The following is a 25,299-nucleotide window of genomic DNA, read 5'->3' as shown; positions in this document are numbered from 1 at the left end:
CCGTGACGGTCGCGGCGCGCTGACCGTCGATGCGGGTCATCGACACCGGGCCGTCCACCACCTTCACGGTGGCGCCGGGACACCCCCCGGTGGACCGGCCCGGCGACCACCGGGCCGAAAGATCCACTCTTCCGCTCGTGGTCCGTGCCGCCGCCCTCGGTTCACGCGTAGGGTCGCACCGAACGCACTACGAGGAAGGGGCCGGACCATGGCGCAGGAAGTACGCGGCGTGATCGCACCGGGGAAGGACGAGCCCGTACGGATCGAGACGATCGTGATCCCGGACCCCGGGCCCGGCGAAGCCGTCGTACGCGTTCAGGCCTGCGGCGTCTGCCACACCGATCTGCACTACAAACAGGGTGGCATTTCGGACGACTTCCCCTTCCTGCTCGGTCATGAGGCCGCCGGTGTCGTGGAGTCGGTCGGCGAGGGCGTCACGGACGTGGCCCCCGGTGACTTCGTGATCCTCAACTGGCGTGCCGTGTGCGGGAACTGCCGGGCCTGTCTGCGCGGCCGCCCCTGGTACTGCTTCAACACCCACAACGCCGCGCGGAAGATGACCCTGGCCGGCACCGGTCAGGAGCTCTCCCCGGCACTGGGCATCGGCGCGTTCGCCGAGAAGACGCTGGTCGCCGCCGGGCAGTGCACCAAGGTGGACCCGGCAGTCTCGCCGGCCGTGGCCGGACTGCTCGGCTGCGGTGTCATGGCCGGCATCGGCGCGGCGATCAACACCGGCGCCGTGGGCCGCGGCGACTCCGTCGCCGTCATCGGCTGCGGCGGCGTCGGGGACGCGGCCATCGCCGGGGCGAACCTCGCCGGGGCGGCGAGGATCATCGCCGTCGACATCGACGACCGCAAGCTGGAGAAGGCCCGCACACTGGGCGCCACCCACACCGTCAACTCCAAGGAGAACGACCCGGTCGAGGCGATCCGGGAACTGACCGGGGGCTTCGGCGCCGACGTCGTCATCGAGGCGGTCGGCCGCCCCGAGACCTACCGGCAGGCCTTCTACGCCCGTGACCTGGCCGGCACCGTCGTCCTGGTCGGCGTGCCCACCCCGGAGATGAAGCTCGAACTGCCCCTGCTGGACGTCTTCGGCCGCGGCGGGTCCCTGAAGTCCTCCTGGTACGGCGACTGCCTGCCCTCCCGGGACTTCCCCATGCTGGTCGACCTGCACCTGCAGGGCCGGCTGCCGCTGGACGCCTTCGTCACCGAGACCATCCAACTCGACCAGGTGGAGCAGGCGTTCGAGCGGATGCACCACGGCGACGTGCTGCGCTCGGTGGTGGTCCTCTGATGACCGTGCGCATCGAACGCCTCGTGACCTCGGGCCAGTTCAGCCTCGACGGCGGTACCTGGGACGTCGAGAACAACGTGTGGATCGTCGGCGACGAGCGGGAGGTGATCGTCATCGACGCCGCCCACGACGCCGAGGCGATCGCCCGTGCCGTCGACGACCGGCGCCTGGCCGCCATCGTGTGCACCCACGCCCACAACGACCACATCGACGCCGCTCCCGCCCTCGCCGAGCTCACCGGCGCCACCATCTGGCTGCACGCCGACGACATGCCGCTGTGGCGGCTCACCCACCCGGACCGCGAGCCCGACCGGCACCTGGTCGACGGGCAGGTCATCGAGACCGCCGGCGCCGATCTGACCGTGCTGCACACCCCCGGTCACGCGCCCGGGGCGGTCTGCCTCTACGACCCCGGCCTGGGGGTCGTGTTCACCGGTGACACCCTCTTCCAGGGCGGCCCCGGCGCGACCGGGCGCTCGTACTCCCACTTCCCGACGATCATCGACTCCATCCGGGACCGGCTTCTCACCCTCCCGCCGGAGACCAAGGTCCTCACCGGGCACGGCGAGTCCACGACCATCGGGGCGGAGGCGCCCCACCTGGAGGAGTGGATCAAGCGCGGGCACTGACCCCGGCACCGCCGAAGGGCGGGTGAAAGGCGACAGGAGATGTCCGGCTTCCCGGTGAGAGTGGGCGGCGACAGCAGTCGTACACGAACAGGAGGCCGGACATGCCGGGTCCGCTGCGGGGCAGGGTCGCACTGGTGGCAGGGGCGACCCGGGGCGCCGGACGGGGTATCGCCAGGGAACTCGGCGCGGCCGGCGCGACCGTCTACGTCACCGGACGCAGCACCCGCGCCCGCCGCTCCGAGTACGACCGGCCCGAGACCATCGAGGACACCGCCGACCTGGTCACCGAGGCCGGCGGCCACGGTGTCGCCGTCCCCGTCGACCACCTCGACCCGGCCGCCGTACGGGCGCTGGTGGACCGCGTCGCCCGCGAGCAGGGCCGCCTGGACCTGCTGGTGAACGACATCTGGGGCGGCGAGAAGCTCTTCGAGTGGGACACGCCGGTGTGGGAGCACGACCTGGACAACGGGCTCCGGCTGCTCCGTCTCGCCGTCGAGACGCACGCGATCACCAGCCACTTCGCGCTCCCGCTGCTGCTGCGCCACCCCGGCGGCCTGGTGGTCGAGGTCACCGACGGCACCGCCGACCACAACCGCGACACCTACCGGGTGAATTTCTTCTACGATCTCGCCAAGGCCTCCGTGCTGCGCATGGCCTTCGCCCTGGGGCACGAACTGGGCCCGCGCGGCGCGAGCGCGGTGGCCCTCACCCCCGGCTGGATGCGCTCGGAGATCATGCTGGAGGCCTACGGCGTACGCGAGGACAACTGGCGCGACGCCCTCGACCGCGAACCGCACTTCGCCATCTCCGAGACCCCGCGCTACACCGGCCGTGCCGTGGCGGCCCTGGCCGCCGACCCCGAGGTGTCCCGCTTCAACGGGCAGTCCCTGTCCAGCGGTGGGCTCGCCCGGGTGTACGGCTTCACCGACCTGGACGGCAGCCGCCCCGACGCCTGGCGGTACCTGGCCGAGGTGCAGGGCCCGGGACGGCCCGCCGACACCACCGGCTACCGCTGAAACCCGCCGCCCGCGCCGCCCGCACGGGCAGGCGACTCCCCGGACGCCGGTCCCCGAAGCCCCTTAGTTCACCGTTTCGTCACAGCGTGGCCGGAACCACAACCCTCCGGCGCCCCGGCAGGTCTAGTAGTCCGGAACCGCGGGAATCGCGAAGGGAACCACCCGGGCACGCCCCGGGCGCAAGGGGACAAGGGGAAGAGGCCGACATGGGGGACATACGCAGACGCGGTGTCGTCGCACTGGGAGTCACCGGACTGGTGGCGCCGCTCACACTCGCCTTCACCGCGGCGCCGGCTCAGGCCGCCAGCTGCACCACACAGGCGGGCCCGTACCAGAAGCAGGTGGAGAAGTTCCTCGGCCGGCCGGTCGACGGCAAGCAGTCCGCCACCGACTGCAAGGCCATACAGGCCTTCCAGAACAAGCACGGCATCACGCCCAACATCGGCTACGCCGGTCCCGTCACCTGGGGCGTGATGGATCTCATGAACAAGCAGAAGGCCGTCGGCAGCAACCCGAACCGGGACGGCAAGTGCCCGGTGAACAAGGGCCGGATCGCCTGCGTGAACCTCACGCTCCAGCTCAGCTGGATCCAGGACGGCAGCCGGCTGGTCTACGGGCCGGTGCCGGTGCGCACCGGCCGTAACGGCTACGAGACCCGCACCGGTCTGAAGAAGATCTACTGGCGGGACATCGACCACGTCTCCACCATCTACAACGTGGCGATGCCCTACAGCCAGTTCTTCGACGGCGGCCAGGCCTTCCACTCCGTGGGTCTGAGCATGTGGAACCCGCCCGGTTCCCACGGCTGCGTCAACATGACCACCACCACCGCCAAGAAGTACTGGTCGCTGCTGAAGAACGGCGACGACGTCTACGTGTACGGCCGCAAGCCGGGCACCTGAGCCGCGGACGGGCGGGCGGTGCTGTGATCCCGATCACGGCGCCGCCCGTCGGCGCACCGGCGCGCCCCGGGTGTCAACTGGCGTGTTCGCCCAGCTCATTGACGTGATGAGTAACACGGTCCGATATGTCCGCATCGAGGGTACTTACTCACAGCGCCTTCACGCCGACCGGCATATGCTTCACAACATGTCCACCACTGTTGCAGCCGCCTCCGAGCGATCGGCCGCGGAGGTCAACGAGGAGATCAGGGCCCTGTGGCGCCGGTCGGGCGGGACACTGACCACCGAGCAGCGCGCGGAGTACCAGCGCCTCGTGATGGAGTGGGCCCTCGCGGCCCCGCAGTCCGACCGGGCCGCCTGAACCGACCGGCGGCCTTCCCGGCCGTACCGCCAAGGGCACCCGTGAGCTCACGGGTGCCCTTCTCGTCGTACCTCCCGGAGCCGAACGGCTCCCGTCCGTCCCTGTCCGCTCAGCTCCACGTCGCCGAGTAGTACCGCTGGTACGCCTTGCGGTCCTGCTCGGACCGGATGTACCGGGTCGCGACGAGGGCGATCAGGCTGCCCGCGACCACCAGCAGCCCGGGACCGACGTTCCGGGTGTCCGTGAGCCGCGCCAGCAGCGTCCGGCCCTCGGCGCCGCCCGTGACCGGCGCCGCGGAACCGGGCGAGGCGGCGCTCGGCGCGGCGGAGCCCCGCGAGGCGGGAGCGGACGGCGCGGGCGAGGACGCCGCGCCCTGGCCGCCGGCGTTCCCGGCCGCCACCAGGAGCTTGACGTTCAGTGCGGTCAGCGCCTTGGTCACCGGCTGGAAGAACGTCGTGCCGCCCGTGGTGCAGTCGCCGCTCCCGCCCGACGTGACGCCCAGCGCGACGCCCTCGGAGAACATCGGACCACCGCTGTCGCCGGGCTCGGCACACACGTTGGTCTCGATCAGCCCGGTGACGGTGCCCTCGGGGTAGTTCACGGTCGCGTTCAGGGCGGTCACCTGGCCGTCGTGCAGCCCGCTGGTGCTGCCGCTGCGGAACACCCGCTGGCCCACCGACGGATCGGCGGCCCCGGTGATCCGCACGCCCTTGCCGCCGCCGACCGCGACCACGTCGGCACCGGGACCGGCCCGGCCCGAGTCGTACTGGACGAGCGAGAAGTCGCTGCCGGGAAAGTCGCTGTTCACCGTCCTGCCCAGTTGCCGGTCGCCCTGGTTGTCGGCGAACCAGGTGGACCCGGAGGGCCCGCAGTGACCGGCGGTCAGGATGAAGTCCCGCCGCCCGTCGGTGACGTTGAACCCCGCCGAGCAGCGGCCGCCCGTGGAGAGGATCGGCTGCGCCCCGTTCAGCCGCGCGGTGAAGGAGCCCTCGGTGCGCTCCATGTGCACGAAGCCACCGATCCCGGCGGCCACTCGGCTCATCCGGGACCAGTCGCCCGCCGACACCGTGCGGTCGGCCCGGACCACGACCCGGTTGGTGCGGTAGTCCACCGCCCAGGCGGTGCCGCTGACCCGGGGTGCCGAACGCAGCGTGCCGGTCGCCGACTTGAGCTCGTCCATGCTGTGCGGCACGACCTTCGCCTCGACCCCCGCCCGGCGTACCGTCCGCGCCGCCTCCGCGTCGGTCACCGCGACGACCGGACGGCCGTCGGCGCCGATCCAGTTCCCCGCGGTCCGCGCCGTGCCGAGCCGCGCCACCAGCGCGCCGCCGGGGTCACCGGCCGTGCCCGCGGCACGGAGCGGCCGGGCGGACGCCGGGGGAGTCTCGCTCGCCATGGCGGCCTGTGCGACCATCGCGCCTCCCAGCAGGAGTCCGCCGACCGCCGCCAGCCGTGTCACCCGCCTCACGACCCGTCGTCGTGCGTGCCTCATGCATGGCTCCCGAACACCGGACGCGCGATGCCCGTACCGGCACCGCGGGGGCCCCGACCGGCGTCGAGTGCCCGGCGTCCAGTACGTGCCCCGGCCCGGCGGCGTTCACCGCCGGCGGCGATCCGCCCGGTCCGGGGCTCCGCGCCGCTCAGCCCTTGCGCGCCACCCCGCCGAACATCGCGACCTCCTCCGGCTCCGGCCCGGCGGCGTCGTCCGGCCGCCAGCGGGAGCAGGACACCACGCCCGGCTCCAGCAGCTCCAGACCGTCGAAGAACCGGACCACGTCCTGCGGCCTGCGCTGGGTCAGCTTCGGAGTACCGTGCTCGTTCCAGAACTTGACGGCCTCGTCCACGTCCGGCATCGCCGGGCTGGTCACGGTGTGCGACAGCACCAGATGACTGCCGGCCGGCAGCCGGTCGGTCAACCGCCGCACCAGGCCGTACGGGTCCTCCTCGTCGCCGATGAAGATGACCACGCCGAGCAGCATGAGCGCCACCGGCTTGCTGAAGTCCAGTGTCCTGGAGGCGTGTTCGAGGATGGTGTCGACGTTGCGCAGATCCTCGTCCAGATAGTCGGTACGGCCCTCCGGCGTGCTGGTGAGCAGCGCCCGGGCGTGCGCGAGCACGAGGGGGTCGTTGTCGACGTACACGATCCGGGCGTCCGGTGCGACCCGCTGGGCGACCTCGTGCGTGTTGTCGGCGGTGGGCAGCCCGGTGCCGATGTCCAGGAACTGCCGGATGCCGACCTCGCCGACCAGATGCCGGACCGCCCGGCCGAGGAAGAGCCGGTCGGCGCGCGCGTAGTCCCCGATGCCCGGGTGCAGCCCGCGGATCTGGTCGCCGGCCGCGCGGTCGACCTCGTAGTTGTCCTTGCCGCCGAGCCAGTAGTTCCAGATCCGTGCCGTGTGCGGCTGGCCCGTGTTGATACGGGCGCGCAGCGACACGGCCACGTCGTTGGTGGCTGCCGGGTTGTCGGTCACGTGGGTCAGCTCCTGGTCGCCTGGTGAGTGAGGTGTACCGGTCAAGACGCAATCTAGACGCCCGAGTTGATCCCTGCGGCGCGACCCGGGTATTCCGCGCGCGGCCCGGCTCGCCGCGTCGCCCGCGCCATGCGCCCCACCTGCCCGGCCTGCCCCGTTTCCGCACGGACCGCGGCCGCCTATCTTGAGCCCCATGACCAGCATCCCGCACGGCACACCAGGCGATCCCGACCCGTTGCGCGCCTTCGGTCTCGAGCGGCTGCGCCGTCGTACGAGCATGAAGTGGCGCACCTACCCGGAGGACGTGCTGCCGCTGTGGGTGGCCGAGATGGACGTCCCGCTGGCCGGGCCCGTGCTCCGCGCCCTCACCGACGCGCTCGCCCTGGGGGACACCGGCTACCCCGCGGGTACCGCCTACGCCGAGGCGCTGGCCCGGTTCGCCGCCGAGCGCTGGAACTGGGACGGGATCGACGTCGGCCGCACCGCGATCGTCCCGGACGTGATGCTCGGTGTGGTCGAGATGCTGAAGCTGGTCACGAGGCCCGGTGATCCGGTCGTCGTCAACTCGCCGGTCTACCCGCCGTTCTACCAGTTCGTCACCCACCTGGACCGCCGGGTGGTGGAGGCGCCGCTGGATCCCGGCGGGCGCCTCGACCTCGGCCTGCTGGCGCGGACCTTCCAGGAGACGGCCGCGGGCGGTGCCAGGGCCGCCTTCCTGCTGTGCAGCCCGCACAACCCGACCGGCACCGTGCACACCGCCGCCGAACTCGCCGCCGTCGCGGACCTCGCCGAGCGGTACGGCGTCCGGGTCGTAGCGGACGAGATCCACGCGCCGCTCGTCGCCCCCGGCGTCACCTTCGTGCCGTACCTGAGCGTGCCCGGCGCCGAGCGCGGGCTGTCGCTGATGTCCGCGTCCAAGGGCTGGAACCTCGCCGGGCTGAAGGCCGCGCTCGCCCTCGCCGGGACCGGCGCCGCGGACGACCTGGCCCGGATGCCCGAGGAGGTGAGCCACGGTCCCAGCCATCTCGGGGTGATCGCGCACACCGCGGCCCTGAACGAGGGCACCGGCTGGCTGGACGCCCTGCTCGCCGGGCTCGACACCAACCGCCGCCTGCTCGCGGGGCTGCTGGCCGAGCACCTCCCGGCGATCCGCTACGACCCCGCCGAAGCCACCTATCTGGCCTGGCTCGACTGCCGCGCCGTGGGTCTCGGCGACGACCCCGCCGCGGTGTTCCTGGAGCGCGGCCGGGTCGCGCTCAGCTCCGGCCTGCCGTTCGGTACCGGCGGCGCGGGGCACGCCCGGCTGAACCTGGCGACGTCGCCGGAGATCCTCACCGAGGGGGTGCGCCGGATGGCCGCCGCCTCGGCCCGAGGCCCCCGGGCGTCCGCACGTGTGCCCGAACCGCCCGCGGGCTCCTAGACTGCCGGGCATGGACGACACACGGCCGGACCGCCTCGCCGCCGGCAAGTACCTGCTGGTCACCAGCTACCGCAAGGACGGCACCCCGGTCGCCACGCCCGTCTGGGTGGTCCGGGACGGGGACGGTCTCGGCGTGTGGACGACCGCCGACAGCTGGAAGGTCAAGCGGATCCGCAGGCGCGCCGACGTCCTCGTCGGCCCCTGCGACGTGCGGGGCCGTCCCACCGGTGGCCAGGTCCCGGCCACCGCCGAGATCACCGACGCGGCCACCACCGCCCGCTACCGCAAGCTCATCGCCCGCAAGTACGGCATCGTCGGCCGGCTCACCCTGCTGGGGAGCCGGATGCGGCGCGGCACGGACGGCACGGTCGGCATCCGGGTGACCTTCACGGCCTGATCGGGCCGTCGTGCCGGTGACCACGGCGCTCGTCTCCCGGGAGGCGGAGGCGCCGGGGCGTCAGCTCCAGGCGCGGTAGGGCTCGTCGAGCAGCTGGAAGACCGGCTCACCGCGTACCGGGTCCTTGGCGGTGGACAGCCGCACCCGGTCCCCGCTGTGTATGCCGATCGGCGGGCCCATGACCCGGCCCCGTACGACGAACCCCTCGCTCATCTCGATCAGCGACACGTTGCGCGCCGCGGGGGTGTTGCGGTGTACCACGGTGGAGTGGCGCACCGTTCCGGTGCCCTCGCTGCGCTCGGTACGCAGGTCGCTGCCCTGGCACACCGGACACAGCAGCCGGTGGTACATCGCGGTGCCGCACCACGTGCAGCGCTGGAAGGTGATGGCGTCCCTGGAGTCCGCGGCGACGGGTTCGAGGAGGCCCGTCGCGGAGCCGGCCGCCGGAATGGAGGTGTTTGCTGAGTGGTGGAACACGCTGGTCAACTCCCTGCGCTCGGCCGGAATCCCGCATGCCCGGCCTGAGCCGCGCACGTCTGTGCACGGCCGCGGTGCCACCGTGCACGCCCACAGGCTATGGCACTCAGTGTCACTCGTAAAGGCACTCCGTACCCCAAATCTGTGGAGGTCCGGTGCGTGGGGGCCGTGCGCTGCGGCGGGTCAGGCCCGGCCGGTCAGCGCCTCGAACTCCTGCACGACACGCCACAGCGGGGTGGCCCGGCGGGCCACCAGCACCACCACGTCGTCGGGCCGTTCGCCGCCCGGCTCTCCGTGCGGGCTCACCCGTACCGGCCGGCCGAACGCGGCCTGCACATGGCCGAGGGCGTGGTCCACCTCCGCGCCCGCGTCGCCCCTGCCGTCCGAACGCAGCCAGGAGCGCAGGGCGTTGTTGTGCGCGGCGACCACGGCGGCCGCGACCACGTCGGCGCGCAGCGTTCCGTCCGGCCGCCCGGCGAAGCGGCGCCGCAGGTACTCCGCGAGCGCGCGCTCGTAGCGCCACACCACGGACAGCTCGTAGGCGCGCAGTCCGGGCACCTGCTTGGTGAGCCGGTAACGCTGCACGGAGAAGGTCGGGTTCTCCGCGTACATCCCGAGCACCAGCCGGGCCGCGTCGCACACCCGCCGCACCGGCTCGGCGTCCGCCGCGCTCGCGGCCAGGAACTCGGTCATGTCGGCGAGGCAGCGCTCGTGGTCGGGGAAGACCACGTCCTCCTTGGAGGGGAAGTAGCGGAAGAACGAGCGCCGGCCGACCCCGGCCAGCGCCACGATGTCGTCCACGGTGGTCTGTTCGTACCCGCGTTCCAGGAAGAGCTGGAAGGCCGCCGCGACCAGGGCGTCCCGCATCGGCGGCTTCGCGGCCGGCGCCGCGCTGCTGGAACTCATGAACGGGAACGTAGCACCAGAACGAAATCGGTGACACTCAGTGCAGCTGAAGGCCCCGAATGAGGGAACTGAGTGCTGTGATGGACCGGTCGGGGCAGGGCGTAACCTTTCCGCAGCCGCCGCCGGCCCCCGTTCCGTGTCCCGTTCCGCCAGGAGAGCTCATGCCCGCCGCCCGCCCCCGCATTCTCTACGTCACCGATCTGGCGTACCCGGCCCGCGGGCGCCGTTACTGCGACGAGGACATCCTCCTCACCTCCCGGCTGCGCGAGCACTTCGACCTCGCCCTGTGCCATCCGCTGGACGCGGCGGCGCTCATGGACGGCTACGACGCCGTCGTCGTCCGCAACAGCGGTCCCGTCCTCGGCTACCAGAGGGAGTACGAGGCCTTCCGCGAGCGCGCCCTCGCCGCCGGGGCCCGGGTGTACAACCCGCTCACCGGCCGGGCGGACATGCGGGGCAAGCAGTACCTGCTCGACCTGAGCGCCGCCGGCTTCCCGGTCATACCCACCGTCGACCGCCTCGCGGACCTGCACCGGCTGCCCGCCGCCGAGCGCTACGTCGTGAAGCCCAAGCTCGGCGCCGACTCCCTGGGCCTGCGGATCCTGCCCGCCGGCCGGCTCACCGGGCTCGCCGACGGCACGGTCCTCATCCAGCCCTGCGTCGACTTCACGTACGAGGTGTCCTTCTACTTCGTGGACGACGACTTCCAGTACGCCCTCCACGCCCCCGACCCGGAGCGCCGCTGGGAGCTGGTGCCGTACCCGGCCACCGCCGCCGACCTGGAGTTCGCCCGGCGCTTCGTCGACTGGAACGGCCTCGGCCAGGGCATCCAGCGCGTCGACGCCTGCCGGGCCCCGGACGGCGAGCTGCTGCTGGTCGAACTGGAGGACCTCAACCCCTACCTGTCGCTGGACGCGCTCCCGGAGGAGGCCCGGGACGCCTTCGTCGGCGCGCTGACCTCGTCCCTCGGCCGGTTCGTCCAGCAGGCTCCCGTGCCGGCCTGAACGGGGCCGCCGTCCCCGCCGTATCTCACGCCGGGGACCGCGGACGTGCGTACGCACGGGACGGAAGGAGAGCAGGGTGCCGACACCGCCCGACCCTGGACAGCCGCATCCCGGACCGCCCCTGGAGCCGGTCCGCGTCCTGCGCCCGCGCCGCTTCGACGCCCTCGCGGAACTGATGCGGGAGATGCACCCGGAACCCGGACCGGACGGCCGGGGACCGGACGGGCCGAGGGCGAAGGGGCCGGTGCCGACCCCTCCGGCACCGTCTCCGCGGGCGGCGTACGAGTCCTTCGGGACGGCACCACCCGGACCGGGCCGCACCGCGCCCCGCGCGCCCCTCACCGCCGAGGACGAGACCCAGGAGATGCCGCCCGTCCCGGCCGCCCCGCGACCCGGCGGCCCCGGCCCCGTCCCCGGACGACGCCGCGCCGCCGTGGCCCTGGCGATCGGCGCGGCCGCGCTCGTCGGCTTCGGCTCCGCTCTGCTGCTCCCCGCGCGGCAGGGCGCCACCGCGGCCCCGCGGCCCGCCTCCCCGGCCCCGGCCTCCCCGGCACCGGCCGCCCCCACGGGCACGCCCTCCACCGACCCGGACGGCCCCGGCACCCTCCGGCAGGGCGACACCGGCCCGGAGGTCACCGAACTGCAGCGGCGTTTGTTGAGCGTCCCTGACGTCTACCGCGGCGGCTCGGCCGGCGGCACCTACGACACCGTGCTCACCGAGGCCGTGGCCCGTTACCAGCTCTGGTACGGCATCAGCGGCGACGAGACGGGCGTGTACGGCGACGACACCCGCAGGTCGCTGGAGTCCCGGACGGCCGCGGGCGCCGGAGGCTGACGCGGCGGCGCCGGGAACCAGGGCGGTGGCGGGACGGCCGAGCCCGGGCACCGGGTGGGCCGAACCAGCCGCGGGGGCCGGGGGAGACGGACCCCGTTACTCCTCCTTCAGCGGCATCCGGATGTCCAGCACGCACACGTCGTCCCGCCGCTCACCCGGCAGCATCGCGGCGAGCAGCGCCTCCAGCGATCCGTCGGCGCCGCACTCGTGCGCGAGCACCGCCTCGGCCATCCGGGCGAGGCCCGCGTCGATCCCCTCGCCGGGGCGCTCCACCAGGCCGTCGGTGTACAGCAGCAGCCGGTCGCCGGGCTCCAGGCGGATCTCGGCCGACTCGTAGACGGGGGACGCGCTCGCGCCGAGCAGCATGCCGCGGGGGCGGTCGAGGTAGCGGATCTCGCCGTCGCGCACGAGCAGGGGCGGCGGATGTCCGGCCTGGGTCCAGGAGAGGACCCGGCTCGTGTGGTCGTAGCGGGCGAGCACCATGGTGGCCGTGGACCGGGCGTCCCGGGACTGCAGCAGGAGCTGGTTCAGCCGCGCGAGCGCGCCGGTCAGCGAGGAACCCGTGCTGACCATGCCCTTGGCGGTGAACCGGAGCTGGGCCATCATGGCGACCGCGCCGACGCCGTGACCGGCCACGTCACCGACCACGAACAGTGCGGCGTCCTCGGGGAGTTCTATGGCGCTGAACCAGTCGCCGCCGACGTGGACGCCGGACTGGGCGGGCAGGTAGGCGACCTCTATGCGCAGTCCGGCCAGCAGGACCGGCTTGCTGGGCAGCGGCAGCAGTGCGTGCTGCAGCCGCATGGCCAGCGCCCGCTCGGCCTGCAGGACCCCGCGCTGCAGCAGCATCGCGCGTTCGCTCTCGGCGAGGGCCAGTTCGACGCTGCGCTGCGCGGAGACGTCCTGGACGAAGCCGTGCACCTCGGCGAGGGTGCCGTCCGGATCCGTCACGGCCTCCGCGACCATCCTGAGGTGCCGTACGCCCAGCGGGCCCTGGATCCGGAACGGCACGTCGAACGGCCTGGCCCGTCCGGTGAGTTCGGTGATCGCGTGTCGCAGGGCGGGCGCGTCCTCGGACAGCGCGAGGCCGGGCAGCGCCTCCAGGGGGACCGGTCCGCGCGCGCGGTCACGGCCGAGCACGGCGAAGGCCTGCGCGGACCAGGCGATCTCGTCGGTGACCAGGTTCCAGTTGGCCCAGCCGAGGTTGCCGAGCCGCTGGACGTCCGACAGCCGCTGCTCCTGGAGCTCCGCGGGGTCGTGCCGCAGCCAGGACACCAGGAGCCCGTCGCCGAGGGGCGCCGCCCGCACCGAGTAGGTACCGGTCACGGGCACCGCGTCGGTGATGTCCTGGTAGGCGAACGGCTCGCTCTCGAACACCGCCCCGGTGGTGAGCGCGTCCAGGTAGCCGTGCCACAGCGGCTCGCCGGCGACCGACGGGTAGCTCTCCAGTATGTGCCTGCCGACCATGTCCCGGCCCGTGCGGCCGAACACGTCGACCGCGCCGGGTGTGGCGGCGTCGATGCGGTAGTCCTCCACCTCGCCGGAGGCGGTGCGCAGCGGGGTCAGCAGGATCGCCGCCCCGGGCAGGGCGTCGAGCACCGTCTGCACGCTCCGGGTGACGGCGTCGTCGTGGCTTTCCGGCGGGGCGTCGAAGGCACGCAGCCGGCCCGCGCACAGCCGGGCCACGGCCCGCAGCAGTTCCCGCTCACGCGTCTCGAACGGGCCGCTCTGCCGGCGCAGTACACCGAGGGCCGCGCCGGCCGTGTCCCCGGCCGGCACCGGCAGCCAGGCGCGCGACGGCCAGCGCGCGGGCGGATCGCCGATCAGCTGGTACCGCTCCCGGTCCGCGGCCGGGTCCTCCAGCCAGCGCGGCTCGCCGGACCGCAGGGCGTCGAGCGGGGCTACACCGGACACGGGCGGGACGTGGTGCCACTGCGTGGCGAGGGTCTGCTCGATCCCCGCGTGCCCGAGCAGTTCGAGACCGCCTCCCGGCAGCCGCTCGTAGAGCATCACGGCGTCGGCGCCCACCTCAGGCGCCAGGTGTTCCAGCAGGCATCCGGCCAGCTCCCGCGGGGAGCGGACCCGGACCAGGGCCCGGCCGACGCGGCCCAGCACGTCCGCGAGGTCGCCGGTGGCGGCGAGCGGGGGGTCCCAGCGGGCCGCGGCCGGTGACGGGCCCGCGCCGGTGGCGGCCCGCTCGGCCGGCAGGAGGGCGCCCAGGGCGAGCCAGCACTCCTCCAGGAGTGTGCGATTGCCGGTCTTGGCGCCCCGCAGCAGTTCGCCGCGCGCGGCGTCGGGGGAGCAGCCGGTCGACGCCATCAGGGCGCCCGTGGCCCGCTCCAGCAGGGCCGACGTGGCGGCCTGGTCCCGCAGCCGCTCCAGTTCCGCGCGCTGCCGGGCCACGACTCTGGCCAGCGCCGCCACATCGGCGCGCGGGCCGGGCTCCACAGGGGGCACGGGCTCGCTCGTCACGCGACGAGCATCGCACATCCGGGCCCGTTCGATCACTCGTCTGCCGCATCGGCTTCTCCCGCTCACGAGGCCGGACGTACCGGCCGGAAACGGGCGGTGCGGCAGGGGTCGGCCGAGGTGCCGGACGCCGGCCGGTCAGCGGCCGGTGCCGCGTCCGGCCAGGGCCTCGCTGACGGCGCGGACGCTGCGCGCGATGTGCTGGAGCTGCATGATCTCCGCGGCGTACAGCTTGATCGTGTGTTCGATGACCGACTCCGGCAGGCCGAGCACGGGCAGCTCGGCCCGGGCCGTCTGCAGCGCGGTCCGCGCCACCCGGATCTCCTGCTGCACCTGGATCTGCGCGTGCCGGGCGAGCAGGACGGGATGCCGGATCATCGCCGGGTAGCTGCCGTAGCGCGCGGGGATCAGTTCGCGCAGCCACTTGGCCGCCGAGCGTTCCCAGTCGTAGGTGCCGGGCATCTTGACCTGACAGGGCCAGTCGGGGCTGATGCGCGTGGTGGTCAGGGGCATGGCTCTTCGCTTCCGGTGTGCGGCGTCTTGAGGGTGGTCCGCCGGATGGGGCGGCCCCGGCCTAGGGGATGACCGGGGCCGCCACGGGCGCACCGCCGGAGCGGTGCGCCACCGGACATCCCCGGCGCCGACGTGGGTAGGGAACGGCGGCTTGGGATGTCCGAGCGGGAGCCCCGCAGGACGGGAACCGGCGCGTCGGGCGGGCTTGCATGCGCATGCGGTACGTCGTCCTTCTCGGGGCGGTGCCGCGGGCGGTGGACCCGCGGGGGCGGACCGTCCCGGAGTGCGCCGGGTGCGATCCGTGAGCAGTATTTATATATGCCGTCGGCTTGGCAAGACGTATGAAAACATTCATGCGCGGTATGCGGTGAATGATCCCCGTACGGCGAAGGATTTCCGTGCCGGTGACGCGTGGCGGGAAGATCTGGCGCGCACCCCGCCACCCGGCGGAAGGTTCAGTCCTTCAGGAAGAAGTGGTGCTGATCGGCGCCCTGTTCGTACTTCTCCAGCCGGGCCTGGGTGCGCTCGGGGTCGGCGTCGGTCATGGCCTGCAGGATCGCCGCGGCCAGCACACCGGGCGCGGCGTAGGAGTCGAACACCAGCCGGGAGCCGGTGCCGGTGGCGAAGACGATGTCGGCCTCCTCGGCCAGCGGCCCGAGTGCCAGGTCGGTGATCAGCGCGACCTTCAGCCCCGCCTCCCGGGCCACCCGGAGCGCGGTGAGCGTCTCCTGCGCGTGCCGCGGCATGGAGAACGCGAGCACCCAGGTGCCGCCCGCCTCCCGGGCCTGCAGCAGGGTGTCGTAGGCGACGCTGCCGCCACGCGTCACCAGCCGCACGTCGGGATGGATACGCCGGGCGGCGTAGCCGAAGTACTCGACCAGCGACACGGAGATACGCAGGCCCAGGACGGTCAGCGGGGTGGAGCGGGACAGCTCCCGGCCGACGCGGATCACCCGGTCGGGGTCGGCGACGTCACGGCGCAGGTTCTCCAGGTTCTGGAGCTCGGCGTCGACCGCGGCCTGCAGCTCGTTGGCCCGGTTCTCCTCGCCGGGCCCGCCGGCCAGGCTGCTGAGCGCGATGGACTGGAGCTTCTCCCGCAGGGCCGGATAGCCGCTGAAGCCGACGGCGGCCGCGAAGCGGGTGACGGAGGGCTGGCTGACGCCGACGCGGTCCGCCAGCTCGGTGATCGACAGGAACGCGGCCTCGGTGATGTGCTCGATCAGGTACTGGGCGACCCGGCGCTGCCCGGGCGAGAGCTGCGGTCCGTCGAAGAGTTCCCTGAGCCGGGAGGTCGGTGCCGCCTCGGCCTCAGGCACGGTTTTGCCCGAGGTGATCGCTGATGCCTGGGCGCGTGCCTGCTGCGGCGAGGGCACCTGCCCGCCTCCATTGTCTCCCACGACCACTCAACATAGCTCACCGGCCGTCATGAGCAGGGGGTTTACGGGGCGGTGGGCTCACCGCCGGTACAGGGTGACCGAGTGCCCGACCTCGCCGACCGGACGGCTGGAGCCGATCAGTTCCGCCAGAGCGCCGCGCGCCTTGGCGGCGGCCGAGTCGGACACGGCCAGCAGCCCGTGCACCCGCTCCGGCGCCACCCCGCGCGGATCGGCGGCGTCGATCCCGTAGTACGACGGCACCCCGCTGCCCTTGTAGACCAGCCACACCCGCTCGCCCGGGTACCGCTGCCGCAGCCGGTCGGCGAGCCGGCCCAGGTCCTGGCCCCAGTCCACGTTGGAGTCGTGCAGCAGCCGGTGCGTGTGCGCCGGACCGCCGAACGCCTCGTTGGCGTACGGCAGGTAGTACGGGAAGGTCCGCAGCGAACTCACCGCCACCAGCAGCACCAGCAGCCCCACCGGTACCTCGGTCCGGTGACGGCGGACCGTGAGCACGCAGGCCCCGGTCACCGCGAGGAACACCGGCACGAAGACCGCGTACCGGGTGCCGAGGTCGCGTGAGCCGGTCATCGCCGCCGCCAGCAGCACCGCGGGCGGCAGCAGCAGATACGGCGCCGCGGGCCGCAGCCGCCGCACCGCCACGGCCAGCACCGCGCCGGCCGCGCCCAGCGCCAGCAGCCCGAGCGGCGTCTTCACCAGCAGCGCGGCCGGCAGGTAGTACCAGCGCGAGCCCGTGTACAGGTGCCCGAACAGAAAGCCCTGCCAGTGCTGGTTCTCGAAACCGAACTGGACCCGCATCCCGGCCCGGTACGCGGGCGGCAGCGGCAGCAGGTCCGTGACCCGCCCCCGCAGGCCGTGCACGGCCGGCACCGGCTCCGCGGGGTCGAACCGCAGCCGTGGATCGACCAGCAGGTACGACACCCAGACCACGGCGACCGCCGCCACCGCCACGACCGCCGCGGCCGCCGCGTCCCGCCGTACCCTCCCGCGGCGGCCCGCGCCCCGCACCGACAGCACCGCCAGCAGCATCACCACGGGGACGGCCGGCAGCGCGCTCATCTTCGTCGCCACCGCCGCGCCCAGCGCCACGCCGGACAACGGCAGACACAGCCGGGGCCGGTCGCGCGCCCGCCACACCAGCCACGCCGACGTCAGCACGAAGCCCGCCGCCGGCACGTCCAGCGTGGCCAGCGAGCCGTGCGCGATCACGTCGGGGGAGAAGGCGTACAGCGCCAGGGCCGCCAGCCCGCCCCCGGTGCCCGCCACGTCCCGCGCGAACGCGAACACCACCGCCCCGAACAGCAGGGTCAGCGCGATCACCGGCAGCCGCGCCCACCACATCAGCCGCCACGGGTCGTTGCCCGACTCGTACAGCAGATGCCGGCCCACCTCGCCCTGGGTGCCGGAGTACGCCGGGTCGTAGTCCGGGTCCGCCACCGCCACCCCGGCCGCGATCAGCAGCTTGCCGAGCGGCGGATGCTCGGGGTTGTACCGCACCCGGTGCTCGCGCAGGTAGTCGGTGGCCGTCGCCACGTACACGGGCTCGTCGATGGTGGGCGTCTGCTGGGCGGCCGTGGTGACCATCGCGGCCGCCATCTGGGCCAGCAGCAGCCCCGCCAGCAGCGGCACCAGCCACCGCCGGTGGCGTGAGAGCCCGGCGAGCCGGCCCGGCCGCGCCGGTTCCGCCCGCGGGCCCCCGCCGCCGGGGACCTCCGGGGCCGGCTCCGCACCGCCCGTGCGGACCCCGTCCTCTTCGCGCACCGTCATCCGTACCGCTCCCGCCGCCGGGACGCCACCGCTGCCCGGGCCGCACCGGCCGACCTTCCGCCCCGCCCACCGGTACGGGCGGCGCCCCGCCGGAGTTCAACCGCCACGGCCGCCGGCGGTCACGGCGTGGGCAGCGCGCCGGCCGGCACCACCAGGTCCGCCCGGTCCCTCGTCGTCGCGATCAGGTCGGCGTTGCGCTGGTCCGTGCCCAGCACCCAGGCCACCGCCGCCCCGTGCTCCTTGCCGAACTCCACGTGCCGGGCGACCAGCCGCCGGATCCTCTCCTCCTCGTCGATCTCGCAGAACCACACCTCGTCCAGGCACGGCCGCACCCGCGCCCACGAACCCTCCCGCAGCAGAAGGTAGTTGCCCTCGGTCACCACCAGCCGCGCGCTCGGCGGCACCGGTATCGAGCCCGCGACGGGCTGCTCCAGCACACGCTCGAACCCCGGCGCGTAGACCACCTCGCCGGTCTCCTCGCGCAGCCGCCGCAGCAGCGCCGCGTACCCGGCCGCGTCGAACGTGTCCGGCGCACCCTTGCGGTCCCGGCGGCCCAGCCGGTCCAGTTCGGCGTCGGCCAGATGGAAGCCGTCCATGGGCACATGCGCCGCCCAGCTCGGTCCGTCCCCGTTCAGGGCCCGCACCAGGCGCTCGGCCAGCGTCGTCTTGCCGGCGCCCGGGCCGCCCGTGACACCGAGAAGGGCGCGCCGCCCGTCCCCGGTGAGAGCGCGGGCGCGGACGAGGAGATCGTCGAAGGTCAGCGGCACACCACAGAGTGTGTCACCCGCGCCCGGACGGTGAGCCCCCGGTGGGAAGGTGCGAAAGTATCGCCCGTGTGGTGCTCGCCACCCACTGGACGGCGCCGCACGGGGAACAGTGCTGAGTATGACTCAGCTCGGTCTGCCCGACACCATCCAGGCCTGCCTCTTCGACCTCGACGGGGTCGTCACCAGGACCGCCGTCGTGCACGCGGCGGCCTGGAAGGAGACCTTCGACGCCTTCCTCAGCGACTACGAGGGCGACCGGGGACGGCCCTTCGACGAGGTCGCCGACTACGACGAGTACGTCGACGGACGCCCGCGCGCCGACGGGGTCCGCGCCTTCCTCGACTCCCGCGGCATCCATCTGCCCGAGGGCGGTCCCGACGACCCGCCGGACGCCGGCACCGTGAACGGCCTCGGCAACCGCAAGAACGTCCTGCTGCTGGAGAAGATCCGCACCGGCGGCGTGGAGGCCTACGAGGGCACCCTGCGCTATCTGGAGGCGGTCCGCGCCGCGGGCCTGCGCACCGCGATCGTCTCCTCCAGCGCCAACTGCCGTGACGTGCTGCGGGCCGTCGGCGCCGAGCACTTCTTCGACGTGCGCATCGACGGTGTCGTCGCCGCCGAGCGGAAACTCCCGGGCAAGCCCCACCCCGACACGTTCCTCGCCGCCGCCCGCGACCTGGGCGTCGAGGCGGCCGCGGCGGCCGTCTTCGAGGACGCGCTGGCCGGCATGGACGCGGGCCGGGCGGGCGGCTTCGGATACGTCGTCGGCGTCGACCGGACCGGACAGGGCGACGCGCTGTACGCGCACGGCGCGAGCGTCGTCGTCAAGGACCTCGCCGAACTCGGAGGCAAGCGGTGATCACCCACCGGTCGTACTCGGTCGAGCCGTGGGCCGTGCGCGAGACCGACCTGAACCTCGACGTCCTCGCGCAGAGCGAGTCGGTGTTCGCGCTGTCCAACGGGCACGTCGGCTGGCGCGGCAACCTGGACGAGGGCGAACCGCACGGCCTGCCCGGCAGCTATCTCAACGGGGTCCACGAGCTGCACCCGCTGCCCTACGCCGAGGCCGGCTACGGCTACCCGGAGTCCGGTCAGACGGTCATCAACGTCACCAACGGCAAGGTCATCAGGCTGCTGGTCGACGACGAGCCGTTCGACCTGCGCTACGGTCGGCTCGTCCGGCACGAGCGGGTGCTGGACCTGCGCCGCGGGGTGCTGGAGCGCACCTGCGAGTGGACGTCCCCGGCCGGTTCCACGGTCCGGGTGCGCTCGACCCGGCTGGTGTCGCTGACCCAGCGGGCGGTCGCCGCGGTGGCGTACGAGGTGGAGGCGGTCGGCAGCCGCAGCCGGGTGGTGATCCAGTCGGAGCTGGTCGCCAACGAGCAGCTGCCCGGCGCGAACGGGGACCCGCGCGCTGCGGTGGCCCTGAAGTCGCCGCTGGAGCAGGAGGACGGCTTCGCCTCCGGCGACCGGCTGCGGCTGGTGCACCGCACCCGGCGCAGCGGCCTGCGGGTGGCCGTGGCCGCCGACCACGTGGTCACCGGTCCCGACCGCACCACGACCCGCAGCGAGGCCGACATCGACGTGGCCCGGCTGACCGTCACCTCCGTGCTGGAGCCCGGCCAGACGCTCCGGGTGGAGAAGCTGGTCGCCCACGGCTGGTCCGGCACCCGCTCGCTGCCCGCGATGGCCGACCAGGTCGACGCGGCCCTCGCCGCCGCCGCGCACGACGGCTGGCAGGGGCTGCTGGACGACCAGCGGGCCCACCTGGACGACTTCTGGGACCGCGCGGACGTCGAGGTGGACGGCGACGAGGAGATCCAGCAGGCCGTGCGGTTCGCCCTGTTCCACGTGCTGCAGGCCGGGGCCCGCGCCGAACAGCGGGCGATACCCGCCAAGGGACTCACCGGCTCCGGCTACGACGGGCACGCGTTCTGGGACACCGAGATGTTCGTGCTGCCCGTCCTCACCCACACCGCCCCCGAGGCCGTCGCCGAGGCGCTGCGCTGGCGGCACAACACCCTGGACGAGGCCCGCGAGCGCGCCGCCCAGCTCGGTCTGGGCGGCGCCGCGTTCCCCTGGCGCACCATCCAGGGCGCGGAGGGCTCGGCCTACTGGCCGGCCGGCACCGCCGCCTTCCACGTGAACGCCGGCATAGCCGACGCCGTCCTGCGCTACGTCGAGGCCACCGGCGACCTCGACTTCGAGCGCGAGGCGGGGGTGGAGCTGCTGGTGGAGACGGCCCGGCTGTGGCGCTCGCTGGGCCACCACGACCACCACGGCGTCTTCCACATCGACGGTGTCACCGGACCCGACGAGTACAGCGCGGTCGCCGACGACAACACCTACACCAATCTGATGGCCCGTCAGAACCTGCTCGCGGCGGCGGACTTCGTCGAGCGCCACGCGCGCGAGGCGCAGCGGCTCGGCGTGGACGAGGAGGAGAGCGCGGCCTGGCGGGACGCCGCCGAGGCCATGCACATCCCCTACAACGACGATCTCGGTGTGCACGAGCAGCACGCCGGCTTCACCCGCTACCAGCGCTGGGACTTCGCCGGCACCCGCCCCGAGCAGTACCCGCTGCTGCTCAACTTCCCCTACTTCGACCTCTACCGCAAACAGGTCGTCAAGCAGGCCGACCTGGTGCTGGCGATGTACACCTGCGGCGCCTCGTTCGACGACGAGCAGGTCGCCCGCAACTTCGCCTACTACGAGCCGCTGACCGTGCGCGACTCCTCCCTGTCCGCCTGCGTCCAGGCCGTCGTCGCCGCCCAGGCCGGCCATCTGCGGCTCGCCTACGACTACACGGCCGAGGCGGCCCTGATGGACCTCGCGGACCTGGAGCACAACACCCGGGACGGGCTGCACATCGCCTCGCTGGCCGGTACGTGGATGGCGCTGGTGGCGGGCTTCGGCGGGATGCGGCGCGGCGGCGAGGGTCTGCGGTTCGCGCCCCGGCTCCCGGAGCGCCTGCGCCGGGTGGCGTTCCACCTGCAGTACCGCACCCGCCGGCTGCGCGTGGAGATCGGCGCCGACAAGGCCACGTACACGCTCCTGGCCGGGCCCCCGCTCACGCTCCACCACCACGGGGAGGCGCTCACGGTCAGTGCCGACGAGCCGGCCGTCCGCGCGGTGCCGCCGGCCGGCCCGCGCTCCGCCCCCGGTCAGCCCGCGCACCGGGCGCCGAACGTCCGCTGAGCGCCGGTCCGGCGGGCCGTGCCCGCCGGACCTCAGGCGCCGTCCGCGGTGAGCAGGTCGCGCAGCGCCCGCTCCTCCTCCGCGCTCAGCCCGGTCACGAACCGCCGGAGCGCCCCGATCGGGTCCGGTCCCCGGTCCAGAGCCTCGTGCATCGCCTCGGCGGTCAGCTGCGCCGCGTCCTTCGCCGGCCGGTAGGCGCCGCGCCGGCCGTCGGCGTCCCGCAGCACCAGCCCCTTGTCGTACAGGCGCTTGAGGATGGTGTGCACCGTGTTGTAGGCGAGCGTCCCGTCGATCCCGGCCTGCACCTCCGCCGGGGTCAGCGGCCGGTCGGTGGCCCACAGCACGGCCAGCACCTCGTGCTCCAGCTCCCCGGCGCTGCGCCGCTCCGTCCGGTCGCGGGACCCTCTGCCAGCCATGCCCCAACCTTACAGCGCGTAGGGCCGTCGGCCGGACGGTCCCGCCTGCCGCGCATGGTGGGGTGGTTCGCGCTAGTTTTGCCATGTTTTGCCCCAGGGAGAGGTGGGCCATGGCCGGCAGCGCACACGCGACCCGCGAGGCGGCCCGGCGTGCGCGCTCGCGCCGCGGGTCCGCCGACGGCCGGAGGAACCGGCCCGCCCGGCGCCTCCGTCCCGCCCCGCCGCTCGCCGCCGTCGCCGGGGTCTTCACCCTGGCCCAACTGCTGCTCGTCCGGCCCGGCATGGGCCTCGGCTGGGACGAGACGGTGTACGTCAGCCAGGTCGCGGGGCACGCTCCCGCCGCCTTCTTCAGCGCGCCCCGCGCGCGCGGCGTCTCCCTGCTCGTCGCGCCGGTGGCGGCCTGGTCCTCGTCCACCGTCCTGCTGAGGATCTACCTCGCCCTGCTCTCCGGTCTCGCCCTGTACCTGGCCCTGCGGGCCTGGCGCGGCCTGTTCCCGGACCGCGTCCTCGCCCTGGCCGGCGCCCTGTTCGCCTCTCTGTGGGTGACCCTGTTCTACGGCCCGCAGGCGATGCCCAACTACTGGGTCGCCGTCGGCGCCCTCGCCGCCGTCGCCTGCTTCCTGCGGGCCCGCGCCGGGCGCCGGGACCGGGCCGCGCTGTGGGGTCTGGCCGCGAGCGGCGCGCTGATGGCCCTGATGCGGCCGATGGACGCGGTCTGGGCCGCCCTGCCGCTGCTCGCCCTCGGCCTGTGGCGCCGCCACCCGCGGCCCCTCCTGGCCCTTATCGCCGGGCTGGCCGCCGGAGCCCTCGAGTGGGTGATCGAGGCGTACGCCGGCTACGGCGGCCTCGCCCGGCGCCTGGCCGACGCCTCGGCGATCCAGGGCGGCCTGGGCCTGCGCGTGGCCGTCGTCGACCAGCTCCGCAGTCTCGGCGGACGGGCCCTGTGCCGGCCCTGCACCGGGCAGCTGCCCCATCCTCTGGTCACCGCCTGGTGGTTCGCGCTGCCGCCGGCCGCCGGGATCGGCCTGGCGATCGCGGTGCGGGCCCGGCGGACCGCGCCCACCCTGCTGCCGCTCGCCTGCGGGGTGACGGCCGCCTTCCCCTACCTGTTCATGATCGGTTACGCCGCGCCCCGTTTCCTGCTCCCGGCGTACGCCCTGCTCGCGATCCCCGTCGGCGAAGCGCTGCTCCGACCGGCGACCACGCGGCCGGGGGCCCGGCGGACGGCGGCCGTGACCCTGGTGGTGCTGGCTCTCGCCACCCACCTCGCCGTTCAGCTGGCCGTCCTGACCGCCGTCGTCGGCCGCACCACCGCCGCCCACCGCGACTGGTCCCGCACCGCCGCCACCCTGCACCGGCTGGGCGTCCGCCCGCCCTGTCTGCTCACCGGGAACGAGGCCATCCCGGTCGCGTACTACGCCGGCTGTTCCTCGGCGGCGACGTCCGGGCACAACGCCAACACCACGGCCCCGGCGATCGCCCGCACCGCCCGCCACACCCCCGTGGCCACACTGGTGCCGACCGGCTCCCGCCCACCCGGGTACGCCCGCACCTGGCCGTTCGTGCCGCTCGCCGGCCGGCGCCTCTACTACACCGTGCCGAAGGCCGGGCCCTGAACGGCGCCGCGTCAAGATCACGACAATCCTCCGGGTGACCCGTGGTGCGCGAGCCCGGACCGGCCGGACACTGCGCTGCCGGCCCGTTCCGCCGCCGGCACCCGGGGAGGGACCAGCGGTGCTCACACTCGTGTCGCAGCCGGTGCCGGCGCCGGAATCGGCACTGTTCGACCTGGTGTGGGGGCTGGGGGTGACCGGGACGGGCCTGGTGGCACTGGCGAACCCCCGGGGCATCCTCGAGTGGCTCGCGGTGCGGCGGGGCAGGGGCGGGAAGATCTGGCGCGGCCGTTTGGGTGGTGGCGTGCTCGCGGTGGCCGGCCTGGTGGAGCTGACGAAGGGGGGCGTCCATCTGGCGGCGCCGGAGGGGTCCGGGCACCTCTCGGTGTTCCACCGGACGCACGGCCTCCCCCCGGCGCTCGCGGCCGTCATGGTCCTGGTCATGGGGGTGGCCGCGGGGGCGGCATGGCGCTCGAGCGCCTTCCTGCGCGACGCCGGGACGTCCGGCGCTGCGCCGCGCGCCTGCGCCGTGACGGCCACCGTCGCGGCCCTGGCGTTCGCCGCCTGCGCCGCCCTCGGCTACCTGGCGGCGGGCTTGCTGTGCTGGGCCGCCGGGGGAGCGGCCGCGGCCGGTCTGTTCCTGCTCCGCGGCCGGCGGACGTACTGAGGCACCTCCTGGCCCGGCGGACCGGTGGCGGACGCGCCGAAGATCGGCGGGCGAGGTTAGGGACGCGACCTGCGGGAAACGCGGACCGGGACCGAGCGCGTGCCGATACGGAGGCGACGATGAGCGATCAGCAGGCAGGCGGAAGCCCGATGGCGGACGACGCCTACCAGCCCACCGGAAGCAACGAGGAGCAGGAGGACGCAGCGCCCCTGGACCTGCAGGACGCGGTGGACGAGCGCGGCTACGACGACGTCCTCGACGAGGGCTACTCCCCGCCCGAACGGCCCCTCGGTGTCACCAAGTACGGCACCACAGCCGCCGAGCAGCAGGAGGGCGAGACGCTCGACGAGCGGCTCCGCCAGGAGGTGCCGGACGTGGCGGCACCGGCGGGTGACGCGACCGGCGACCTCCCCGGGGGCGAGGGCGAGCCCGTCGACCCGAAGGCGGGCGGCGCCCGGGCGGGCCGCCTGGTCGCCCCCGACGAGGGAGCCCACACCGACACCACGAAGGAGGAGGTCGCCTTCGACGTGGGGATCGACGGAGGAGCGGCCGGCGCGGAGGAGGCGGCCGTGCACGTCATCGAGGATCCGGAAAGCGGAGTTCTCTAGCAGGACGTGCCCGTCGGCCGACCGCGTCCGCGGCCGGCCGACGGCCGTTCCGCGGCCGGCCCGGCGGCACGCGGCCACGACTCGGCGCCGGGGGGGGGCCCCCCCCCCCCCGGGGGGGGGCCCCCCCCCCCGCCCCCCGGGTGGGGGGGGGGGTTTGGGGGCCGCCCCGGCC

24 protein-coding genes are annotated in these 25,299 nt (G+C 74.0%); 14 read left to right on the top strand and 10 right to left on the bottom strand.

What is annotated here, in order from left to right:
* The first annotated feature begins 208 nt into the window (after positions 1-208).
* From ACWCPN_RS34490 to ACWCPN_RS34470, 5 genes are all read left to right on the top strand, one after another.
* On the top strand, positions 209-1,297 hold the full coding sequence (locus tag ACWCPN_RS34490) for an S-(hydroxymethyl)mycothiol dehydrogenase (protein ID WP_451214497.1): 1,089 nt from the start codon (positions 209-211) through the stop codon (positions 1,295-1,297).
* Positions 1,297-1,926 (top strand): MBL fold metallo-hydrolase, encoded by a 630-nt coding sequence (locus tag ACWCPN_RS34485; protein ID WP_365129375.1) that lies wholly within the window; start codon positions 1,297-1,299, stop codon positions 1,924-1,926. Before ACWCPN_RS34490 ends, ACWCPN_RS34485 begins: the two co-directional genes overlap by 1 nt.
* 101 nt (positions 1,927-2,027) lie before the next feature.
* Positions 2,028-2,942 carry an SDR family oxidoreductase gene (locus ACWCPN_RS34480; protein ID WP_199213089.1) on the top strand — a complete coding sequence of 305 codons (915 nt, stop codon included), beginning with the start codon at positions 2,028-2,030 and terminating at the stop codon, positions 2,940-2,942.
* 206 nt (positions 2,943-3,148) lie between these two features.
* Positions 3,149-3,844 carry a L,D-transpeptidase gene (locus ACWCPN_RS34475; RefSeq protein ID WP_451214494.1) on the top strand — a complete coding sequence of 232 codons (696 nt, stop codon included), beginning with the start codon at positions 3,149-3,151 and terminating at the stop codon, positions 3,842-3,844.
* Between the two features lie 175 nt (positions 3,845-4,019).
* Positions 4,020-4,205, top strand: a complete 186-nt coding sequence (locus ACWCPN_RS34470) for a hypothetical protein (RefSeq protein WP_451214492.1) — start codon at positions 4,020-4,022, stop codon at positions 4,203-4,205.
* 109 nt (positions 4,206-4,314) lie between these two features.
* On the opposite strand, the gene ACWCPN_RS34465 is transcribed toward ACWCPN_RS34470, so the two are convergent.
* Together ACWCPN_RS34465 and ACWCPN_RS34460 are read right to left on the bottom strand one after the other, a co-directional pair.
* A complete protein-coding gene (locus tag ACWCPN_RS34465) occupies positions 4,315-5,697 on the bottom strand; it encodes a S1 family peptidase (RefSeq protein WP_451214490.1) in 1,383 nt (460 codons plus the stop codon).
* Positions 5,698-5,845: 148 nt separating this feature from the next.
* The gene (locus ACWCPN_RS34460) at positions 5,846-6,676 is read right to left on the bottom strand and encodes an SAM-dependent methyltransferase (RefSeq protein ID WP_365129370.1); all 831 of its coding nucleotides are present in this window, start codon (positions 6,674-6,676) and stop codon (positions 5,846-5,848) included.
* Between the two features lie 193 nt (positions 6,677-6,869).
* Here ACWCPN_RS34460 and ACWCPN_RS34455 point away from each other — a divergent pair, with 193 nt between their 5' ends.
* Together ACWCPN_RS34455 and ACWCPN_RS34450 are read left to right on the top strand one after the other, a co-directional pair.
* Complete coding sequence (locus ACWCPN_RS34455) at positions 6,870-8,096, top strand: MalY/PatB family protein (RefSeq protein WP_451214488.1); 1,227 nt, start codon at positions 6,870-6,872, stop codon at positions 8,094-8,096.
* Positions 8,097-8,106: 10 nt separating this feature from the next.
* Complete coding sequence (locus ACWCPN_RS34450; protein WP_451214486.1) at positions 8,107-8,493, top strand: PPOX class F420-dependent oxidoreductase; 387 nt, start codon at positions 8,107-8,109, stop codon at positions 8,491-8,493.
* A gap of 60 nt (positions 8,494-8,553) precedes the next feature.
* On the opposite strand, the gene ACWCPN_RS34445 is transcribed toward ACWCPN_RS34450, so the two are convergent.
* On the bottom strand, positions 8,554-8,970 hold the full coding sequence (locus ACWCPN_RS34445; RefSeq protein ID WP_451214484.1) for a Zn-ribbon domain-containing OB-fold protein: 417 nt from the start codon (positions 8,968-8,970) through the stop codon (positions 8,554-8,556).
* A 183-nt stretch (positions 8,971-9,153) separates the two neighbouring features.
* A complete protein-coding gene (locus ACWCPN_RS34440) occupies positions 9,154-9,876 on the bottom strand; it encodes a TetR family transcriptional regulator (protein ID WP_451214482.1) in 723 nt (240 codons plus the stop codon).
* Positions 9,877-10,037: 161 nt separating this feature from the next.
* Here ACWCPN_RS34440 and ACWCPN_RS34435 point away from each other — a divergent pair, with 161 nt between their 5' ends.
* Together ACWCPN_RS34435 and ACWCPN_RS34430 are read left to right on the top strand one after the other, a co-directional pair.
* On the top strand, positions 10,038-10,880 hold the full coding sequence (locus tag ACWCPN_RS34435) for an ATP-grasp domain-containing protein (protein ID WP_365129361.1): 843 nt from the start codon (positions 10,038-10,040) through the stop codon (positions 10,878-10,880).
* A 76-nt stretch (positions 10,881-10,956) separates the two neighbouring features.
* Positions 10,957-11,715, top strand: coding sequence for a peptidoglycan-binding protein (locus ACWCPN_RS34430; protein ID WP_451214480.1), 759 nt, complete (start codon positions 10,957-10,959; stop codon positions 11,713-11,715).
* A gap of 96 nt (positions 11,716-11,811) precedes the next feature.
* On the opposite strand, the gene ACWCPN_RS34425 is transcribed toward ACWCPN_RS34430, so the two are convergent.
* From ACWCPN_RS34425 to ACWCPN_RS34405, 5 genes are all read right to left on the bottom strand, one after another.
* Positions 11,812-14,205: a SpoIIE family protein phosphatase gene (locus tag ACWCPN_RS34425; protein WP_451214478.1), complete on the bottom strand. Its 2,394-nt coding sequence runs from the start codon at positions 14,203-14,205 to the stop codon at positions 11,812-11,814.
* A gap of 117 nt (positions 14,206-14,322) precedes the next feature.
* On the bottom strand, positions 14,323-14,697 hold the full coding sequence (locus ACWCPN_RS34420) for a hypothetical protein (RefSeq protein ID WP_199213095.1): 375 nt from the start codon (positions 14,695-14,697) through the stop codon (positions 14,323-14,325).
* A 455-nt stretch (positions 14,698-15,152) separates the two neighbouring features.
* Complete coding sequence (locus ACWCPN_RS34415) at positions 15,153-16,070, bottom strand: MurR/RpiR family transcriptional regulator (protein ID WP_199213757.1); 918 nt, start codon at positions 16,068-16,070, stop codon at positions 15,153-15,155.
* Positions 16,071-16,151: 81 nt separating this feature from the next.
* Positions 16,152-17,858, bottom strand: coding sequence for an ArnT family glycosyltransferase (locus ACWCPN_RS34410; protein WP_451214475.1), 1,707 nt, complete (start codon positions 17,856-17,858; stop codon positions 16,152-16,154).
* A 119-nt stretch (positions 17,859-17,977) separates the two neighbouring features.
* Positions 17,978-18,625 (bottom strand): nucleoside/nucleotide kinase family protein, encoded by a 648-nt coding sequence (locus tag ACWCPN_RS34405; RefSeq protein WP_451214473.1) that lies wholly within the window; start codon positions 18,623-18,625, stop codon positions 17,978-17,980.
* Between the two features lie 118 nt (positions 18,626-18,743).
* Here ACWCPN_RS34405 and ACWCPN_RS34400 point away from each other — a divergent pair, with 118 nt between their 5' ends.
* Positions 18,744-19,484 (top strand): HAD family hydrolase, encoded by a 741-nt coding sequence (locus tag ACWCPN_RS34400; protein WP_392296135.1) that lies wholly within the window; start codon positions 18,744-18,746, stop codon positions 19,482-19,484.
* Complete coding sequence (locus tag ACWCPN_RS34395; RefSeq protein ID WP_451214471.1) at positions 19,481-21,823, top strand: glycoside hydrolase family 65 protein; 2,343 nt, start codon at positions 19,481-19,483, stop codon at positions 21,821-21,823. The genes ACWCPN_RS34400 and ACWCPN_RS34395 overlap by 4 nt, the downstream gene beginning before the upstream one ends.
* A 32-nt stretch (positions 21,824-21,855) precedes the next feature.
* Here the strand turns inward: ACWCPN_RS34395 and ACWCPN_RS34390 are convergent, their stop codons facing one another.
* Complete coding sequence (locus tag ACWCPN_RS34390; protein WP_451214469.1) at positions 21,856-22,239, bottom strand: BlaI/MecI/CopY family transcriptional regulator; 384 nt, start codon at positions 22,237-22,239, stop codon at positions 21,856-21,858.
* Between the two features lie 110 nt (positions 22,240-22,349).
* On the opposite strand from ACWCPN_RS34390, the gene ACWCPN_RS34385 reads away from it, so the two are divergent.
* From ACWCPN_RS34385 to ACWCPN_RS34375, 3 genes are all read left to right on the top strand, one after another.
* Entirely contained in the window at positions 22,350-23,855 is a 1,506-nt protein-coding gene (locus ACWCPN_RS34385; protein ID WP_451214467.1) for a hypothetical protein, read from the top strand.
* Positions 23,856-23,973: 118 nt separating this feature from the next.
* A complete protein-coding gene (locus ACWCPN_RS34380; RefSeq protein ID WP_451214465.1) occupies positions 23,974-24,519 on the top strand; it encodes a hypothetical protein in 546 nt (181 codons plus the stop codon).
* Between the two features lie 119 nt (positions 24,520-24,638).
* Positions 24,639-25,127 (top strand): DUF5709 domain-containing protein, encoded by a 489-nt coding sequence (locus ACWCPN_RS34375; RefSeq protein WP_451214463.1) that lies wholly within the window; start codon positions 24,639-24,641, stop codon positions 25,125-25,127.
* Positions 25,128-25,299: the final 172 nt, after the last annotated feature.

This window comes from Streptomyces sp. NPDC002386, assembly GCF_053593175.1.
The sequence above is the reverse complement of the archived record's forward strand: the minus strand, read 5'-3'. Positions and strand labels throughout refer to the sequence as shown.